General features: G+C 71.4%; 14 protein-coding genes. 11 read left to right on the top strand and 3 right to left on the bottom strand.

All coding sequences use genetic code 11. The features are described 5' to 3' along the window. Positions 1–50: 50 nt before the first annotated feature. On the top strand, positions 51–1,214 hold the full coding sequence (locus ACZ4UU_RS39720; RefSeq protein ID WP_471908291.1) for a substrate-binding domain-containing protein: 1,164 nt from the start codon (positions 51–53) through the stop codon (positions 1,212–1,214). A 15-nt stretch (positions 1,215–1,229) separates the two neighbouring features. On the opposite strand, the gene ACZ4UU_RS39715 is transcribed toward ACZ4UU_RS39720, so the two are convergent. Continuing rightward, positions 1,230–3,779 (bottom strand): SpoIIE family protein phosphatase, encoded by a 2,550-nt coding sequence (locus ACZ4UU_RS39715; RefSeq protein ID WP_471908290.1) that lies wholly within the window; start codon positions 3,777–3,779, stop codon positions 1,230–1,232. A 100-nt stretch (positions 3,780–3,879) separates the two neighbouring features. On the opposite strand from ACZ4UU_RS39715, the gene ACZ4UU_RS39710 reads away from it, so the two are divergent. From ACZ4UU_RS39710 to ACZ4UU_RS39695, 4 genes are all read left to right on the top strand, one after another. Next, positions 3,880–4,044: an FAD-binding protein gene (locus ACZ4UU_RS39710; protein ID WP_471908289.1), complete on the top strand. Its 165-nt coding sequence runs from the start codon at positions 3,880–3,882 to the stop codon at positions 4,042–4,044. Then, positions 4,044–4,544 carry a hypothetical protein gene (locus tag ACZ4UU_RS39705; protein ID WP_471908288.1) on the top strand — a complete coding sequence of 167 codons (501 nt, stop codon included), beginning with the start codon at positions 4,044–4,046 and terminating at the stop codon, positions 4,542–4,544. The genes ACZ4UU_RS39710 and ACZ4UU_RS39705 overlap by 1 nt, the downstream gene beginning before the upstream one ends. Before the next feature lie 559 nt (positions 4,545–5,103). Further along, positions 5,104–5,526 (top strand): aspartate 1-decarboxylase, encoded by a 423-nt coding sequence (gene panD, locus ACZ4UU_RS39700; RefSeq protein ID WP_471908287.1) that lies wholly within the window; start codon positions 5,104–5,106, stop codon positions 5,524–5,526. Between the two features lie 41 nt (positions 5,527–5,567). After that, entirely contained in the window at positions 5,568–5,912 is a 345-nt protein-coding gene (locus ACZ4UU_RS39695) for a GNAT family N-acetyltransferase (protein WP_471908286.1), read from the top strand. A gap of 664 nt (positions 5,913–6,576) precedes the next feature. Here ACZ4UU_RS39695 and gndA read toward each other — a convergent pair. After that, positions 6,577–8,016, bottom strand: coding sequence for an NADP-dependent phosphogluconate dehydrogenase (gene gndA, locus ACZ4UU_RS39690; RefSeq protein WP_471908285.1), 1,440 nt, complete (start codon positions 8,014–8,016; stop codon positions 6,577–6,579). A 315-nt stretch (positions 8,017–8,331) separates the two neighbouring features. On the opposite strand from gndA, the gene ACZ4UU_RS39685 reads away from it, so the two are divergent. Further along, entirely contained in the window at positions 8,332–9,513 is a 1,182-nt protein-coding gene (locus ACZ4UU_RS39685; protein ID WP_471908284.1) for a peptidoglycan DD-metalloendopeptidase family protein, read from the top strand. Here the strand turns inward: ACZ4UU_RS39685 and ACZ4UU_RS39680 are convergent. After that, positions 9,503–10,675, bottom strand: a complete 1,173-nt coding sequence (locus tag ACZ4UU_RS39680) for a DMT family transporter (protein ID WP_471908283.1) — start codon at positions 10,673–10,675, stop codon at positions 9,503–9,505. The two genes, ACZ4UU_RS39685 and ACZ4UU_RS39680, sit on opposite strands and share 11 nt — an antisense overlap. Before the next feature lie 209 nt (positions 10,676–10,884). Between ACZ4UU_RS39680 and ACZ4UU_RS39675 the strand changes: the two genes are divergently transcribed. The 5 genes from ACZ4UU_RS39675 (at position 10,885) to ACZ4UU_RS39655 (ending at position 18,621) form a co-directional block, all read left to right on the top strand. Then, a complete protein-coding gene (locus ACZ4UU_RS39675; RefSeq protein WP_471908282.1) occupies positions 10,885–11,649 on the top strand; it encodes a (2Fe-2S)-binding protein in 765 nt (254 codons plus the stop codon). A gap of 41 nt (positions 11,650–11,690) precedes the next feature. Then, positions 11,691–12,851, top strand: coding sequence for a glycogen synthase (gene glgA / locus ACZ4UU_RS39670; RefSeq protein WP_471908281.1), 1,161 nt, complete (start codon positions 11,691–11,693; stop codon positions 12,849–12,851). Positions 12,852–12,902: 51 nt separating this feature from the next. Next, the gene (gene glgC, locus ACZ4UU_RS39665) at positions 12,903–14,123 is read left to right on the top strand and encodes a glucose-1-phosphate adenylyltransferase (RefSeq protein WP_471908280.1); all 1,221 of its coding nucleotides are present in this window, start codon (positions 12,903–12,905) and stop codon (positions 14,121–14,123) included. A gap of 390 nt (positions 14,124–14,513) precedes the next feature. Next, complete coding sequence (locus ACZ4UU_RS39660) at positions 14,514–17,138, top strand: PA14 domain-containing protein (RefSeq protein WP_471908279.1); 2,625 nt, start codon at positions 14,514–14,516, stop codon at positions 17,136–17,138. Positions 17,139–17,283: 145 nt separating this feature from the next. Further along, positions 17,284–18,621, top strand: coding sequence for a wax ester/triacylglycerol synthase family O-acyltransferase (locus ACZ4UU_RS39655; RefSeq protein WP_471908278.1), 1,338 nt, complete (start codon positions 17,284–17,286; stop codon positions 18,619–18,621). Positions 18,622–18,631: the final 10 nt, after the last annotated feature.

Genomic DNA, 18,631 nt, shown 5'->3' with positions numbered 1-18,631 from the left:
CACTGCGCCCGGCCCGCATCCTCCCGTTCATCCCTCCGCGAGGAGCTTCCGTGCACTACCACCGCAAGGCCGTGCCCGGCGGTTTCAAGGCCCGGTCCGTCGCCGGCGCCCTGCTGGCCGCGGCAGTCGTCCTGGCCGGTTGCGAACGCGGCTCGTCGAGCGGCCCGGGGGACGCCACCTCGGGCCCGAGCGGCTGCCCTGACGTCCAAGCCCGCGCCCGGGCCGCCGTGACTCGGGCGGAGCAGACCGACGTCCCCTGGAACGGACCGACCAGCGGCCCCACGGCGGTGGCAGCCAAGACCATCGTCTACGTCGCCCAGACCATGACCAACCCCGGAGTCGCGGGCGTCGCCGACGGCGTGCGGAGAGCCGCGCGGGTCATCGGCTGGAACGTCCGGGTGATCGACGGCGGCGGTACCCCCGCCGGCATCCAGGCGGCGATGAGCGATGCGGTGGCGCTCAGGCCGTCGGGCATCGTCATCGGAGGCTTCGACCCCAACTCGACCTCGCAGCAGGTGGCGCGGGCGGGCGCGGCTCGCATCCCGCTCATCGGCTGGCACGCGGTCGCCGCCCCCGGCCCCAGCCGACGGCCGGCACTCTTCACCAACGTCACCACCAAAGTCGAGGACGTGGCCAGGGTCAGCGCGCAATGGGTCATTTCGCGCTCCAACGGCACCGCCGGAGTCGTGGTCTTCACCGACGCCTCGATCCCCTTCGCCAAGAACAAGTCCGAGCTGATCCGGAAGGAACTCGCCGCCTGCTCGGGCGTGAAACTGCTGGCGTACCAGAACATCCCGATTCCGGACGCGAGCAGCCGCACGCCCCGGGAAGTCTCCTCACTTCTCTCCCGCTTCCAGGACCGGTGGACGTACTCCGTCGCCATCAACGACCTCTACTTCGCCGATGCCGCCCCTGCATTCCGTGCGGCTGGCAGGAAAGGGTCCGGTCCGCCGTTCAACATCGGCGCCGGCGACGGTGACCCGTCCGCCTTCCAGCGCATCAACAGCGAGCAGTACCAGTCGGCCACCGTGCCCGAGCCGCTGTCCCAGCAGGGCTGGCAGATCGTCGACGAGTTCAACCGAGCCTTCTCCGGTCGTCCGGCCAGCGGATATGTGGCCCCCGTCCACATCACCACGGTCGGCAACAGCGACGGTGCCACAGCCTGGGACCCCTCGGGTTACCAGGAGGCGTACCGGAAGATCTGGGGTAAGTGACAGCGGCGTCGGGGGCTAAGCGGCTCCCTTTGCGGCCGTCTGCGACGGGGCGTACTCGGTGAGCAGGAGTGCGATGTCGTCGGCCCTGTCGGGGGAGGACCGGCAGGCGTCCCTCAGCAGCCCGTCGGCCAGGTCCTCCAGTCGGCTCCCGCCCATGTGCGCCAGCGAGGCCCGGAGTCGGTCGATGTCGGAACCGATGTCCGAGTGGCGCCTCTCGATCAGCCCGTCCGTGTACAGGGCCAGGACCGACCCGGGTACGAGGCGCAGCTCCGACTCCGGGAAGCGTGCCGCGGCGTCGATGCCGAGCAGAGGGCCGCCGGGCACATCCAGGACTTCGGCCTGCCCGTCGGGCAGGCGCAGCAAGGGCGGGAGGTGGCCGGCACGGACGATGCGGACCATCCCCGAGCGGGGATGGAAGCGGGCGAAGCAGCAGCTGGCGAGCAGCGCCGGGTCGAGGTCCATGTGGAGCCGGTTGGTGTCGGCGACGACGTCGCTCGGGCGGTGGCCGGCCGTGACGAAGGCCCGCACCGCGCTGCGCAGCTGGCCCATGGCGGCCGCGGCGGCGACGTTGTGCCCCTCGACGTCCCCGACGATCAGCGCGACCTCGTCGCCGGTGGGGATGACGTCGTACCAGTCGCCGCCGATGTCCATCCCCCTGGTGCCCGGAAGATAGCGCCCGGTGACACGGAGGCCCGGCAGCGTGGGCAGCCGGTGCGGAAGCAGCGCGCTCTGCAGGCCGCGGGCAAGGGCGAATTCGGCGTCGTAGAGCCTGGCGCGTTCCAGGGCCTGGGCGATCAGGCCGCCCAGCGCGGTGAGGACTCCGCGTTCCTCGTCGGGAAATCGGTGGACGTCGTCGAAGGCGAGCATGCAGACGCCGACCGGGCGGTTCGAGGCGATCAAGGGCAGGAACGCCCAGGAGTTGGAGTGACTGACCGTGGTCCCGGGGTAGGTCTCGAGGAGCGCCTCACGGGACTCGATGAACAGCGGGGCCCCGGAGGTCAGCGCGTCCGTCACGGGCAGCCGGGCATGCAGCGGAGTGCCTTCGAACCGGGCGAGAAAGCGCTTCGAGTAGCCGCGCTGAGCGAGCAGGTGCAGGCGCCGCTCCTCCACCACGGAGATCGCCAGCTTCTGGCCGCCGAAAGCGGGCAGCAGCTGCTCGGCGACGGCCTCGAACACCTCGTGTGCGGTGACCGCCTCGGTGAGCGCGCTGCCCAGCGTGAGCACCCGGTAGAGGGAACCCACGCGCGGGGCCGCAGGCGGAGGCGGCAAGGAGGCGGGCGGCCCGCCTTCCGCGACGGGTGCCCCGGGACCGGTGCCGGCCGGTACGGGCTGCCGCACGGGTACCGCCCACCCCGTCATGCCCTGCGCGCCCGGGTGGAGGGAGAAGACCAGCCATTCGTCCGGTGGGCGACGGACCAGGAAGGAGACCGGTTGCTGGGAGACCAGGGCGGCCCGGTAGCGGTCCTCGTACACGGGATCGGCCAGCCAGGGCAGGACGTCCCAGGGGCGTCGGCCGAGCAGTTCGTCCTGGCGGACCCGAAGCAGATTCTCCAGGCTGTGGTTGGCGTACGAGAGGCGTCCGTCGGGCGAGAGTGCGAAGAAGCCGTCCGTGAGCCGCTCGATCGCTGCCACGGCGGCCATGCCGCTTCCGGAGTCGAGTACGGCGCCGACCAGATGGGACGAGGCTTCCGGGCCGTCGGGGCTCTCGGGCACCCGGCCCCACAGTTCGACGGCGCGATGGCCCCCGCGGCCGTCCCGGATGTGCAGGCAATGCGCCAGTACGTGGCCTTCCGCGACCGCGGCACGGGCGGCGGACCGGAGGCCGGGCAGATCGGCGGGCTCGATCATGTCCGCCAGGGTGGCGGCCCGTCCGTCGAACTCGCGGGGCGGGATTCCGAAGATCGCGCACAGCTCGTCGTCGGCCGTGAGTGCTCCGCTGTCGAGGTTCCAGTCGAAGAGGCCCACCCGGATCACCGGTGCGGAGGGCAGCGGGACCACGATCGGAGCCGCCCGCTCGTCGTACTCACCGAGCGCGCCGAGGGCTCGCAGTCCGGCGAGGGTGGTGCCCAGTCGGTTGACGACCGAGCGCAGCTGCCGGCGCTGCGCCCTGGACAGTCCTGTCCCGTCCGGCCTGGGCGTCCACACCACGGCCATGGCACCGAAGGTCCGCTCGCCCGCCCGTACGGGGACCGAGGCAGAGCCGAACGGGTAGGGCAGAGCGACCGCGAGCTGGGGGAAGCGCCGCATCGTCTCCTCCGCGCCGGCCAGGTGGACCATGCGCCCGGAGCGGTACGCCGCCGCCACCGGCAGACCGCTGTTCACCGGGATCCGACGCCATCCGCTGACCTGGGTGGGCGGCGTCCCGCACGACGCGGCCACTACGAGCGAGCGATGGTCGCCGGAGACCAGGAACACGCTTCCGGCATGCGCTCCGGTCACCTCCACGGCACTGACCACGGCACTGACCAGCGCGTCGTCGCGCTCGGGCGCTTCGCCGACACTCGCGGCGCCGAACGGGTACGAGCTCGAAGCCACACCGTTGGCCGACACGTTGCCCTCGATCATCCATGGATAACTTGTTCAATTTTAGGATGTTTTATGGGCCCCTGCGGTCGGGTGCAGGGCCAGGAAGGCCGTCCCGCACCCACGCGCTCGGTAGCCGACGGTGTGGAACGGCCTGATCGACCACCGGCTCGCGCTGATCGCCCGCTGCTCCGGAGCGGCCGACGTCGTCGGGGCCGTCAGCTTTGCCCGTGAGCACGACCTACGGGTCTCGGTACGAGGAGGCGGGCACAACATCGCTGGAAAAGCTGTGTGCATCGGCGGCTGATGATCGACCTCTCGCCCATGCGAGGTGTCGCGGTCGATCAGGAGCGCTGCCCGGCCCGAGTCGAGGGAGGCGCGACCTGGACGCAGCACCACAGCCTGTGCGAGACGGATGAACGGCTGGCGCGCCTGGCGGAGACGACCGGTGGCCGGCCATACCTGCTGGGCAAGGCGCTGCAGCTGCGTGATCGCCGACCGGACCAGGACCGGGTGCTGGCGGACCTGACGTCGTGGCTGGAGCAGAGCAGTGGCGCCGACCAGTTCGTCGACGCTGTCGGGCTGCTGGAGAACGACATCCTCAAGGCCGTCTACGACGGGGTCGTCGAGCAGCTCGGTACCGACTGGCATGACGACGCCTGCCTCGTCACCGCGGCTGGGATGGCCGGTCTCTCGTCCGGGGAGGCGCGGGGCCGTCGGCTGCCTGGAGGCTCTCCAGGTGTTCGACCGGGACGGGACGCGCCTGTGCGTGGAGCCGGTTCTCCATACGGCGTTGGGCGTACTTGAGGCCAAGGTCTGACCAACACCCGGGTGGGGTCGGGGTTCTGCCTGCCCCACCGAGACTCGACCAGCACACCCGCGTCCTGTCGGCGGCCACCAGCATTCGGTCGGCCCCGTCGTGGCAACGGAACGAGACGGCTCACTGGTCGGGAGAGCGTCGGTGGCTTCTCGGTCGTAGAACTGAGGATTCCTGAAATCTACTGGTACGACGCGAAGGCCGTGCGCCTGACGCCGGCTGTGTCAGCTCCTCGCGAATCTTTCGGGCTGCAGTGTGGGCTCCCGGGCAGCGAGTCATCCTGTGACCCGCATGCACCTGATGAGGCGTCAGGTGAGTCAGTATCTGGTCAGCATCAGTTCCCGAACATCCTGAGAAGACTGTCCGAACAGGCACCTGGTCGGTGGCGTCACAACAGCCTAGTTGGCGCGGGAACCCAGGCAGGGAGCCCTATCCCCAACGAGAGCGATGTTCCTCACAATCGTCGACTTCGACGCGTGCCCCTGTAGAGTGAAGACCGCCCTTGACCTGCACAAAGCAGGCAGGGAGCCGTCTTTTCAGGAGTCCAAAGTGCTGCGTACTCTGTTCAAGTCCAAGATCCACCGCGCCACCGTCACCCAGGCCGACCTGCACTACGTGGGCTCGGTGACCATCGACGCGGACCTCCTCGACGCCGCCGACCTGCTGCCCGGTGAGCTCGTCCACATCGTCGACATCACCAACGGTGCCCGCCTGGAGACATACGTCATCGAGGGCGAGCGCGGCTCGGGGGTCGTGGGGATCAACGGTGCCGCCGCCCATCTCGTCCACCCCGGTGACCTGGTGATCATCATCAGTTACGCGCAGTTGGACGACGCCGAGGCGCGGGCGTTCGAGCCGAAGGTCGTGCACGTGGACGGCGACAACCGGATCGTGGCCCTGGGCGCCGACCCGTCCGAGCCGGTGCCGGGCTCCGACCAGGAGCGCAGCCCGCAGGCCGTGCCGGTGGCCTGAGCGCACCCGTCGTCCCACCGAAGCCGGACCAGGAGCGTGCCATGAGCGACATCGAGATCCGCGACGAACGGGCGGCGGGCCGCCTGGAGGCCCTGCTGGGCGACGAAGTCACCGGCCGTATCGAGTACTTCGTCCTCGAAGCCCCGGCACGCGCCCTCGTGCCCGTCCACACCGTCGTGGAACCGGCTCACGAGGGGAAGGGCATCGCCGGCTCCCTGGCACGTGAGCTGTATGGCATGGCGGCGCGCGAGGGAGTCGTCGTCGCGCCGCTGTGCCCGTACGTCGTGAAGTGGGCCGAGCGTCACCCCGACGAGGCCCCGGCGGCCGACCCCGGCCTGCTGGAGGCGGCGAAGGACTGGCTGCGGGAGCACCCCGAGCGGTTCTGATCAAGGGCGGCACCCACGAGGGGCGGTTTCGCCGACCGCCCTCGACGGGCCACTTGGGCGCCCGCACTGACGCGGGTGAGTGACTGGTGGAGCGGCCATCGGGTACGCGGGGGAGTAGTCCAGAGCCGATGTCACGGACTGGCTGGAGGACGCCATGACCAACCCGTATACGGACCCGGTCCATCCGGGACCGACACCGGGCCCCGATCCGTCGAGCCCGGAGCCGCACCCGGTCCCGCCCCCGGAGCCCGCACCGACCCCCGAGCCGCCCGCCCCCGGACCGCCCCCGCCCCCAGGCCCCCTGCCCGGCCCGGAACCGACCCCGCCCGCACCGGTGCCCCCGACCCCGCCCGCACCGGTGCCCCCGACCCCGCCGTCGCCCCCGGAACCCTCCCCGTCGCCGATCCCGCCGGGACCCGAGCCGGTACCGAACCCCGAGCCCGGCCCGCCGCTCACCTGAGCGCCGGACGCCCGCAGGACGCGGTGGGCGGACCGGCAGCGCCGCCCACCACACGACGCGAGACACGACGTGTCCGGCGCGGTCGGCGAGTGGGACGGCCGACAACTCGTGCCGACGCCCCTTGCGCCAGGTCCGGACACGCGTCCGCCCCGTGCCCGGACCAACGACCGGGCACGGGGCGGTCACATGACGACCCGACAGGTCCTAGCCGGCGACCTCCGACCGGTCTCCACCCCACAGAGTGTGGAACGAGCCGTCCCGGTCGGTGCGCCGGTAGGTGTGCGCGCCGAAGAAGTCACGCTGCCCCTGCGTCAGCGCCGCGGGCAGCCGCTCGGCGCGCAGGGCGTCGTAGTAGGCGAGGGCCGCCGCGAAGCCCGGCGTCGGCACACCCTGCCGGGTCGCCGCGATGATCACCTCACGCCAGTCGTCCTGCGCCGCCGCGATCTCCTGCGCGAACGTGTCGTCCGACAGCAGGCTCGGCAGATCGGCGCGGGCGTCGTACGCCGCGCGGATCCGGTCCAGGAACGCCGCCCGGATGATGCAGCCGCCGCGCCAGATGGCCGAGACGGCGCCCAGGTCGATGTCCCAGTCGTACTCCGCGCGCGCCGCGTCGATCTCGTGGAAGCCCTGCGTGTACGACACGATCTTCGACGCGTACAGCGCCTGCTCGACGCGGTCGGCGAACGCCCCCGCCTCCGCCTCGCTCAGCGGCGACGCCTTGGGCCCGGCCAGCCCGCGGGAGGCGTCCCGCAGCGCCGCGTGCCCGGACAGGGAGCGGGCGAAGACCGCCTCCGCGATGCCGGACACCGGCACGCCCAGGTCCAGGGCGATCTGGACCGTCCAGCGGCCCGTGCCCTTCTGCTCCGCCTGGTCGACGACCACGTCCACGAACGGCTTGCCCGTCGCAGCGTCCACGTGCGACAGCACCTCGGCGGTGATCTCGATCAGGTAGGAGTCGAGCCGGCCCCGGTTCCAGGTCCGGAAGATCTCCGCGATCTGCGCGGGCTCGTACCCGGCGACATCGCGCAGCAGCTGGTACGCCTCGCCGATGAGCTGCATGTCGGCGTACTCGATGCCGTTGTGCACCATCTTCACGAAGTGCCCGGCACCGTCCGGACCGACGTGGGTCACACAGGGCGCCCCGTCGGCCGCCTTCGCGGAGATCTTCTCCAGCATCGGACCGAGCGAGTCGTACGACTCCTTCGGGCCACCAGGCATGATGCTCGGCCCGTGCAGCGCGCCCTCCTCACCGCCCGAGACGCCCATGCCGACGAAGTGGATGCCCTGTTCGCGCAGGTCGCGCTCCCGGCGCCGGGTGTCGGCGAAGTGCGCGTTGCCACCGTCGATGATCATGTCGCCGGGCTCGAGGAGCGGCGCGAACTCCTGGATCACCGCGTCGGTCGGCTCACCCGCCTTGACCATGATGACCAGCCGCCGCGGGCGCTCCAGCGCCGCCACGAAGTCCTTGGCGGACTCGGCCGCGATGAACTCGCCCTCGCTCCCGAACTCCTCCACCAGCGCCCGCGTACGCGCCGGCGTCCGGTTGTGGACCGCGACCGTGTAGCCGTTGCGGGCGAAGTTGCGGGCGAGATTGCGGCCCATGACCGCGAGACCCGTGACGCCGATCTGCGCCGAAGTGCTCATGCGTTGGCTCCTAGTGACCTCGATATATCAGCGGTGCCGGTCATGCCCGCCAGTATTGCCCCATCGTCCATCCTGACGTGCCGGTATCCCGACCGCACATCCGGGTGGCGCGGTGTCGCGCAGGCAGATACGCACGGAAGGCCCCGGCGCACTCAGCCGCCCGGGCGCCGTCCCGGGCGCTGTCCGCATGGCGGGCAACGTGCGCCGGTGCCGCGCCACTTGGCGTGACCAGGCGGCTGAATTGCCGTCTTGTCATGGCCTGTTCGCAGCGCTTACTTTTGCCCCTCCTGACGCATGTCAATGGGGGGCTCCGTCATGGCCGTACGCGGTCGGCACCGCCGGTACCAGCCGAACAGGATCAACCGCGCCTCGCTCACCGTCACCGCGGGCGGCGCCGGGATGGCGCTTCCCTTCATCGGCACCGGTACCGCGCAGGCGGCCGACGTGAGCACCTGGAACAAGGTCGCCGCGTGCGAGTCGACCAGCCGCTGGGACGTCAACACCGGCAACGGCTACTACGGCGGACTCCAGTTCGCCCAGTCGACCTGGGAGGCCTACGGCGGCCCGCGCTACGCGGCGCGCGCGGATCTGGCCACCAAGGACCAGCAGATAGCCGTGGCCGAGAAGGTCCTGGACGGCCAGGGCCCCGGTGCCTGGCCGGTGTGCTCGGTGAAGGCCGGGCTGACCCGGGGCGGGGACACCCCCGGCATCCACCCGGCCGGTACCCGCGACACCGGCCGTTCCGGCCAGAGGACCTCCGTCCAGGACGTCCAGCCGCAGACCACGCCCCAGTCACGGGCGGGCACCGCCGAGATGTACACCGTGGTCCGCGGCGACACCCTGTCCGGGATCGCCGAGTCGCAGCAGGTCCGGGGTGGCTGGCGGAGCCTGTACGCCGCGAACCGGAAGGCCGTCGGCGCCGACCCCGACCTGATCCTGCCGGGGCAGCGGCTGGCGCTGCGCGGAAAGACGGCCACGACGACGGAAAGTCCGACGGCCGCCCCCAAGCCCGAGCCCCGACCCGAGGCCAAGCCCAGGACGACCCCCGAGAAGACCTCTTCCGACCGGCAGGAACAGGCCACCGCGAGCGGCCGCTCGCTGGTCTCCCCGGTGAGCGCGTCCACCGGCACGCCGTACCGCAAGGCCGGAGCCCTGTGGTCGAAGGGCTACCACACGGGCGTCGACTTCGCCGTGCCGACCGGCACCTCCGTGAAGGCCGTCGGCGCCGGGCGGGTCGTGAGCGCCGGGTGGGAGGGCTCCTTCGGCTACCAGGTGGTCATCCGGCACGCCGACGGACGCTACAGCCAGTACGCCCATCTCTCGGCCATCTCCGTGAAGGACGGGCAGTCCGTGGGCGCCGGCCAGCGCATCGGCCGCTCCGGGTCCACGGGGAACAGCACGGGCCCGCATCTGCACTTCGAGGTGCGGACGGGGCCCGGTTTCGGTTCCGACATCGACCCGGTGGCCTACCTCCGGGCCGGCGGCGTCAGGATTTGACGCGCATCCGGTGCCGGTCGACGACCGGCATCACCGGGACGTACGGGCCGCCGTAGAAGGGGCCGTAGAGGTTCGGGGACTCCTGGAGGTCGGGAACGGGTTGCTCGGCGTCCTCGTACTGCTCCCGCGCGACCTGCGCCGGAATGAGGATCCCCTCGATCCCGTCCGGTACGAGGATGTCCTCGGGCTCCCTCGTCCCGGCCTGCTCCTGAAGGCCACCGAGCAGCTCCGCGGCGGGCACCGTGTCCAGAGCCGGCTCGACGAAGGCGGGCTCGACCAGGGCCTCCACGGCGTGCACCGTCCTGGGAAGTGCCACCTGGGCCTCGGCCTCCGTACGCGCGATCCGCTCCGTCGTCAGCAGAATCAGGCCACCCGCCGCGACCACGCCGCAGCCCAGGGCGAGCAGGGTGCCCGTCGTGCCGTACCGGAAGGTCTCGCCGAACATCGTTATACCGACCGCGGCCGCGACCACCGGGTTCACGACCGTGAGCGTGGCCAGCGGCGCCGCGAGTCCCGCGCCCCGGTAGGCGGCCTGGGACAGCAGCATGCCGGCCGTCGCGAAGACTCCTATCGTGGCCAGGGCGGGCACGTCGGCCATCGACACCCCACCGTTCCAGTCCACCGCGACGACCTTCGTGAACACCGAGGACATGCCGAAGGCTATGCCGGACCCGGTCGCGAGCAGCATGCTGCGCACCGCCGGATGGCGGTGGGCCGCCCGGCCCGCGACCATCAGCGCCACGACGATGCCGCCGGTCACCAGGGCCACGCCCACCCGCTCGGCGGTGGCCAGTGACTGCGACTCGGAGGAGCCGACCAGGGACAGCAGCCCGGCGAGACCCACGGTCGCCATGATCGCGCCGCGCCAGGCCGTCGACCCGGCCTTGCGGCCCACGAACAGCGCCGCCATCGGCAGCGCGAACACGATCGTCAGGGCACCCAGCGGCTGGACCAGGCTCAGCGGACCGAAAGCCAGCGCCACCACGTGCAGCAGACCGCCCAGGCCGTTCAGCGCGACCGCCGCCCACCAGCCCGGCCGACGCATCGGCGCGAACTGCTGACCCGGGGAGGACACCGCGACACGCTCCTGCACGATCGCCCCGCCCGCGTACGCGACGGCGGAGACGAGCGACAGCAGCACGGACAACGCGAGGGCACTCATGAGCTGCTCCTCTGCGTGAGGCAGGGGCGCTGGCCCCGGCGCGGCGAACGGTCGGCTCTCATAACCAACACGATGCCGCGAAAAGCTCTTCCCGTCGTCGTACCAGAGCACTCACTGTGTCCTACTGCCGATGGAGTACTACGGCTCCGGTCTCATCCCCAAGGCGGGTGATCTCTGCGGGAACCCCGAGGTGACGGCCCTGAGAGGCCTTGGTACTACTGCTCTTCGTGGACCTCGACCCCGATCTCGCCGCGCTCCGGCCGCTCGACGGCTTCTTCGTACTGCACACGGCAGGGGAAGCACTTCGGCCACTGCCGACCCTGGCGGAGACCTACGGAGAACCCCCGTCGGAGCCTCAGGGAGGTCCCCTGGGGCTCCGCGTCCGGAAAGTCACGAACGCCCTGTGCGCCCCCGAGTCGCGGATCGCCGCCTCCATCGCCCAGCAGGGTCTCGCGGCGCGGCTGTGGTCGGTGACGCTCGGCTGCGCCGCCCTCTACGGCCGCATCCCCGACCTCGACCCGCGTCTGCTGCTCTGGGACCCCGAGGGCAGCGCCCCGGACGACCTGTGGCTCACCGAGGTACGCCCGCTCCCGGCCGGCGCGGCCGACCCGGCGACCATCGCGGACGCGGTCCTGCACGCCCACCTGGAACCCCTGGCCGCCGCCCTGCACACCCGCTACCGCGTCGCCACCGGACTGCTGTGGGGCAACGCGGGCTCGGCGCTCGCGGGCGCGGCCCGGCAACTGGACCAGTGGGCGCGCGCCCACGGCCGCAGGGACGCCGCCGCCCGAGTCCGTGCGCTGACCGCGGAGCTCTTCGCCCACCCCCTCCTCGCCGACACCGGCACCCGCACCGGGACCTCCTTCCGCCGCCGCAGCTGCTGCCTCTACTACCGCGTGCCGGGCGGAGGCGTGTGTGGTGACTGTTGCTTCCCACGACCCCCGCGCTCTTCCCCAAGCGCCACATCTGGGTGACCATGAAAGGGCAACCAGCCGCTGAGAACAGGGGGTTCCGGGTGCGTGTGGGACTGCTGACCCGGGAGTACCCGCCGGACGTGTACGGCGGCGCGGGCGTCCATGTCGAGTTCCTCGCCCGGGAGTTGAGGGACCTCGTCGACCTGGAGGTGCACTGCTGGGGCGAGGGCCGCGGGGTCGGCGTGCAGCGCCACCGCCCCTGGTCCGCCCTCGACACCGCCAACGACGCGCTGCGCACCTTCTCCGTGGACCTCGCCATGGCCGCCGGACTCGAAGGCCGCGAACTCGTCCACTCCCACACCTGGTACGCCAACCTCGCCGGCCACCTCGGCAAGCTCCAGTACGGCATCCCGCACGTGCTGACCGCCCACTCCCTGGAGCCCCTGCGGCCCTGGAAGGCCGAGCAACTCGGCGGCGGGTACGCCCTGTCCAGCTGGGCGGAGCGCACCGCGATCGAGTCCGCCGACGCGGTGATCGCCGTCTCCGGCGCCATGCGCGAGGACATCCTCGGCTGCTATCCGGCGCTCGACCCGGGCCGCGTCCACGTCGTGCACAACGGCATCGACACCACGCTCTACCGGCCCGACCACCGCACCGACGTCCTCGCGCGCTTCGGCCTCGACGCCGACCGCCCGTACGTCCTCTTCGTCGGCCGCATCACCCGCCAGAAGGGCGTGCCCCATCTGCTGCGCGCGGTACGGGACATCGACCCGGCCGCACAGGTCGTGCTGTGCGCCGGCGCCCCCGACACCCCCGAGATCGACCAGGAGTTCCGCGATCTCTACCAGGAGCTGAGCCGGGTCCGCGAGGGCGTGCACTGGATCCCGCAGATGCTGCCGCGCCCCGAGGTGATCCAACTCCTCACCCACGCGGCCGTGTTCGTCTGCCCCTCGGTGTACGAGCCCCTCGGCATCGTCAACCTGGAGGCGATGGCCTGCGGAACTCCCGTGGTGGCCTCGCGGGTCGGCGGCATCCCCGAGGTCGTCGACAACGGCAGGACCGGCCTGCTCGTCCCGCCGGACGACGACGCAGAGACCTTCGAGACCGGCCTCGCGCGGGCTCTGGACGCGGTGATCGGCGACCCGGAGACGGCCCGCCGGATGGGCGAGGCCGGACGGGAGCGCGCGGTGGGCGAGTTCGGCTGGGACGCGGTGGCGCGTCGGACGGCACTGCTGTACGAGGAGATCCTCAAACAGGCTTAGCGCGCGGTGCTCAGGGGCAGGCTGGGACCAACCATGGTGAGGGGAGCGGCCATGCGTCGTGGCGGACCTTCGGTGCTCGGAATCGTACTCGCGGGCGGAGAGGGCAAACGCCTGATGCCCCTGACCGCGGACCGCGCGAAACCCGCGGTCACCTTCGGAGGAACGTATCGCCTGGTCGACTTCGTCCTCTCCAACCTCGTCAACGCCGACATCCTGCGCATCTGCGTCCTCACGCAGTACAAGTCGCACTCCCTGGACCGGCACATCACCACGACCTGGCGCATGTCCAGCCTGCTCGGCAACTACGTCACCCCGGTCCCGGCCCAGCAGCGGCTCGGCCCGCGCTGGTACCTGGGCAGCGCCGACGCGATCCTCCAGTCGCTGAACCTGGTCTACGACGAACGCCCCGAGTACGTCGCGGTGTTCGGCGCCGACCATGTGTACCGCATGGACCCGCGCCAGATGCTCGCCCAGCACATCGAGAGCGGCGCGGGCGTGACGGTGGCGGGCATCCGCGTGCCGCGCGGCGAGTCGTCGTCGTTCGGCGTGATCAGCCCCGGCTCGGACGGCATGACCGTGGAGCGCTTCCTGGAGAAGCCCGCCGACCCTCCGGGCCTCCCGGCCGACCCGGAGTGCGTGTTCGCCTCGATGGGCAACTACATCTTCACCACCAAGGCCCTCATCGAGGCCCTCCAGCGGGACGCCGAGGACGAGAACTCCGTGCACGACATGGGCGGTTCGATCCTGCCTCAGCTCACCGACCGCGGCGAGGCCCAGCTGTACGACTTCAGCGCCAACCACGTCCCGGGCGAGACCAACCGCGACCGGGGCTACTGGCGGGACGTCGGAACCCTGGACGCGTACTACGACGCCCACATGGACCTGATCGCCGAGCGCCCTGCCTTCAACCTCTACAACCGCAGCTGGCCCATCTACACCCACTCGGGCCAGCTCTCGCCGGCCCGATTCAACGCGGGCGGCATGGCGAGCGAGTCCATCATCAGCGCCGGGTGCCTCATACGCGGCCAGGTCACGCGGTCCGTGCTCTCGCCGGGCGTCGTGGTCGACCCGGGGGCCGTGGTGCAGGGGGCGGTGCTGCACGACAACGTACGCATCGGGCGGGGTGCGGTGGTGCGGGGTGCCGTGCTGGACAAGAACGTCGAGGTGCCTCCGGGCGCGACGATCGGCGTCAACCCGGAGCGGGACGCGGAGCTGTACACCGTCTCCAAGGGCAGCGTGATCGCGCTGGGGAAGGGGCAGCGGGTCCCGTAGCGGGCCGGGCGGGGCCTTCGAGTCGTCGGGTACGGCAACCTCGACGCCGATCAGGCGCTGATCGAGTGGGAGAGGGAGAGGACTCTCACGGGCCGCAGCCTCGACGAACTCGTGGCCGCCGACGAGCCGGAGAGCGTCACGGGGCCCGACCGCTGGGACGGTCCCGTGGTCTTCGCCGCTTCCGGAACCCGCCTGGGCGCACTCGCCGCTGCGGGACGGCCCCGGCTCGTCGAGGTCAGCCGGATGTGGGCGCGGATGGGGCGGGGGTCTGTACTGCTGGATGGCCTGGCCGCCCCCGGGCCATCCCCTCTTGTCATGTACCTGGACGCGCGGCGGGATCCGTGCTGTCATGCCAACCACTGTCCATGACAACGTTGTTATGGAGGCTCTGTGCGCTTACGCCGCCTCAGAAACCGACTCGTGTTCCTGCTCGCCGGGGCCCTCGGCCTCGCGGGCCTGACCGCGACACCCGCCCCGGCCGCGGCCGACGACCCCGTGGAGATCCACGGTCTGAAGGGCGAGTACCACACCCAGTCCGCCCCTGGCGCCTTCGACTTCCACGAACTCAGGGCGACCGCCTTCGACCCCGGCCTCGACTTCGACAACCTGGAGCCGCGCCTGGCCTTCACCACCGGACGCTCGGACGACGTCAGCGTCCGCTGGACCGGGAAGATCGTGCCGGAGAAGACCGGCCCCCACACCTTCTCGATCACCGCCGACAACGGCTTCCGCCTCTGGATCGACGGCCGGCTCGCCATCGACCACTGGGTCGACGACTGGGACCGCGAACAGACCGCGGTGCCCGTCGAGTTGACCGCCGGCACGGCCTACGACATCAAGGTCGAGTACTTCGAGCACTACGGCGGCTCCAACCTCCACCTGCGCTGGAGCGAGCCCGGCGGCGCCAAGGAGCCCGTCCCGCAGTCCGCGTTCCGCCTCCCCGACGGCTTCGACTACGACGGGGCCCTCGCGGCCACGGTCCGCACGGACGGTCGTACGCTCAAGCTCGACTTCGCACGGAACCTCGCCGCGCCCCCGGCCGGCCTCACCGACCACCTGGAAGCGGTCATCGGCGGCGCCACCTGGCCGCTCGGAGCCGCCGAGCCGGACCCTGCCGACCCCAAGGCCCTTCTGGTCGCGCTGAAGGAACCCGTGGTCGGCAACAGGACCGGCACCGCACGCGGCACGGCCGACATCCGCTACGACGGTGAGGGCGGCCTGGTCACGGCGGACGGCAACGTTGTCAAGCGCTTCCTGAGCAGCGGCCCCAATCGTTCGACGTACCAGCTGCGCACGAGGTGGGCCGACGAGGTGGGCCCGGACAACGCCCATCCCGAATACCCGCGACCGCAGCTGACGCGGCCCGCCTGGCGCAACCTCAACGGACGCTGGCAGTTCGCGGCGGCCGAGGCGGGGGAGCGGCCCCCGGTCGGCAAGGACCTGCCCGAGCGGATCCTCGTCCCGTACCCGGTCGAGTCCCAGCTCTCCGGCCTCGAACGCCACGAGGACCGCATGTGGTACCGCCGTACCTTCACCGTCCCGCCCGACTGGCGCATCGGCTCCGGCAAGCGCCTCAAGCTCAACTTCGGCGGTGTCGACTGGCGGACCGAGGCGTATGTCAACGGCACCAAGGTCACCGAGCACACGGGCGGCTACGACAAGTTCTCCGCCGACATCACCGACGCCCTGAAGCCCGACCGCACCCAGGAGCTCATCGTCGGCGTGTACGACCCGACCGACGCCGCGAACGGCGAGAACCCGCCCCTCGGCAAGCAGCGCCTGGACCCGAGCGGCATCTGGTACACGCCGTCCTCCGGCATCTGGCAGACGGTGTGGCTGGAGCCGGTCGCCCCGGACCACGTGGACGGCCTCAAGCTCGTTCCCGACGTCGACGCCGGCACGCTCACCGTAGAGGCTCAGGGTGTGCGCGACGGCCTCCCGGTCACGGCGACGGCGTACGAGGGACGGCGCAAGGTCGCCGCCGCGAGGGGTCGCACCGGACAGCCGCTCACGCTCACCATCCGCGACCCGCACCTGTGGTCACCCGACGACCCGTTCCTGTACGACCTCAAGGTGACCGTCGGCGCCGACCGCGTCGGCAGCTACTTCGGGATGCGCTCCATCGCCGTCGAGAAGGTGAACGGCGTGCCGCGCACGGTCCTCAACGGGGCGCCGGTCTTCCTGATGGCCACCCTCGACCAGGGTTTCTGGCCCGACGGCCTGCACACCGCGCCGACCGACGAGGCCCTCGCATACGACCTGAAGGCGCACAAGGAAATGGGCTTCAACTCGGTGCGCAAGCACATCAAGGTCGAGCCGGACCGCTGGTTCTACTGGGCCGACCGGCTTGGCCTGCTGGTCTGGCAGGACATGCCCGCGATGACCGCGGGGGTGAACCCGAGCGCCGAGGCCCGCGCGCAGTACGAGCGCGAGATGAAACAGATGATCGACGAGCACATCGGCAGCCCGTCGGTGATCATGTGGGTCACCTTCAACGAGGGGTGGGGCCAGTACGACATCGGCCGCGTCGCCGAGCAGGCGAAGGCCTGGGACCCGACCCGGCTGGTCAACAACCAGTCGGGGCTGAACCTCGGGGCCGACGGCGACGCCGGCGACATCATGGACGAGCACGGCTACCCCAGCCCGGCCCTGCCGCCGCGGCCCGACGGCGAACGGGCGCTGGTCAGCGGCGAGTACGGCGGCCTCGGCCTGGCGGTGCCCGGACACGCCTGGCCGGTGCAGCAGTCGTACGTCGACGTGGACCCGGCGACCTACACCGACGACTACCTCACCAAGCTCGACGAGGTGCGCGCCCTGGTCTGCCGGGGCAGCAACGGTGCCGTGTACACCCAGATCACGGACGTCGAGGGTGAGCTGAACGGACTGCTGACCTACGACCGCGCCGTGCTCAAACCTGACGCGGAACGGGTCAGGTCCGCTCACGAGGCGCTCATCCGTGACGCCTCCCGGGTGACACCGTCGGGATGCCCGGTGCCGCTACCCGTGCTGAAGTGACCTCATATGCACCATGAGTCCCGCCCCTTTCACCGGGGGCGGGACTTAATCTGCCGTTAACTGAGCGTAGCCCGATCGTACTTGACTGTAATCGCCAGAGGGCGATTGACTGCTGGTCCACCCTTCGTCGACGCGAGGCAAGCCATTGACTTCTGACCTGCTCGCACCTCTCGACCTGGCGTTCTGGAACATCGAGTCCGCGGAACACCCCATGCACCTGGGCGCGCTCGGCGTCTTCGCGGCGCACTCGCCCACCGCCGGCGCCCACGCGGCCGACCTGCTCGCCGCCCGTGCCGCCGCCGTGCCGGGACTGCGGATGCGCATCCGGGACGCCTGGCAGCCGGCCGGCCTCCTGCAGCCGTTCTCGTTCGGCGGAGCCACCCGGGAGCCCGCCCCGGACTTCGATCCGCTCGACCACGTCCGGCTGCACGCCCCGACCGCCGACTTCCAGGCGGTGGCGGGTCGGCTCATGGAGCGCCCGCTGGAGCGCGGGCGGCCGCCGTGGGAGGCGCATGTGCTGCCGGGAGAGGACGGCGTGTCCTTCGCCGTGCTGTTCAAGTTCCACCACGCCCTCGCCGACGGACTGCGCGCGCTGACCCTCGCCGCCGCCGTCCTCGACCCCATGGACATGCCCGCCCGCAAACCCCGCCCCGAGGAGCCCCGCGGCCGTGGTCTGCCGGATGTGCGCAGGCTGCCGGGGCTGATGCGCGGCGCTCTGTCGGACGTCGGCCGGGCCCTGGACATCGGCGCCTCCGTCGCCGTCTCGACGCTGGGCATGCGTTCGTCGGCCGCGCTGGTCGCCGAACCCAGCGGAACCCGCCGTACCGCCGGGGTCGTCGTGGACATCGACGACGTGCACGTGGTCCGCAAGGCCGTCGGCGGCACCGTCAACGACGTCCTGATCGCCGTCGTCGCGGGCGCCCTGCGCCGCTGGCTCGACGAGCGCGGCGACGGCAGCGAGGGCGTCGCGCCACGCGCCCTGATCCCCGTCTCCAAGCGCCGGCCCCGCACCGCGCACCCACAGGGCAACCGGCTCTCGGGTTACCTGATACGGCTTCCGGTCGACGACCCCGACCCGCTGCGCCGCCTCGCCACGGTCCGCACCGCCATGGACCGCAACAAGGACGCCGGACCCAACCGGGGCGCGGGCGCCGTCGCCCTGCTCGCCGACCACGTCCCGGCGCTCGGCCACCGCATCGGCGGACCGCTGGTCAGCCAGGCCGCCCGGCTCTGGTTCGACATCCTGGTGACCAGCGTGCCGCTGCCCGGCGTCGCCCTGAAGCTCGGCGGCCACCAGGTCACCGAGGTCTTCCCGTTCGCCCCGCTGGCCCGCGGCCAGTCCCTGGCCGTCGCGATCTCGACGTACCGGGGACGCGTCCACTACGGGCTCGTCGCCGACGCCGCGGCCGTACCGGATCTCGACGTGCTGGCCAGGGCGATCTCCGAGGAGGTGGAGTCACTGATCGCCGCCTGCGCTCCCTGAGCCCCCGGTT

It is taken from the genome of Streptomyces sp. NPDC028907 (assembly GCF_055564995.1).
Note: the sequence above shows the minus strand (reverse complement) of the source record. Positions and strands in the feature narration are given on the sequence as shown.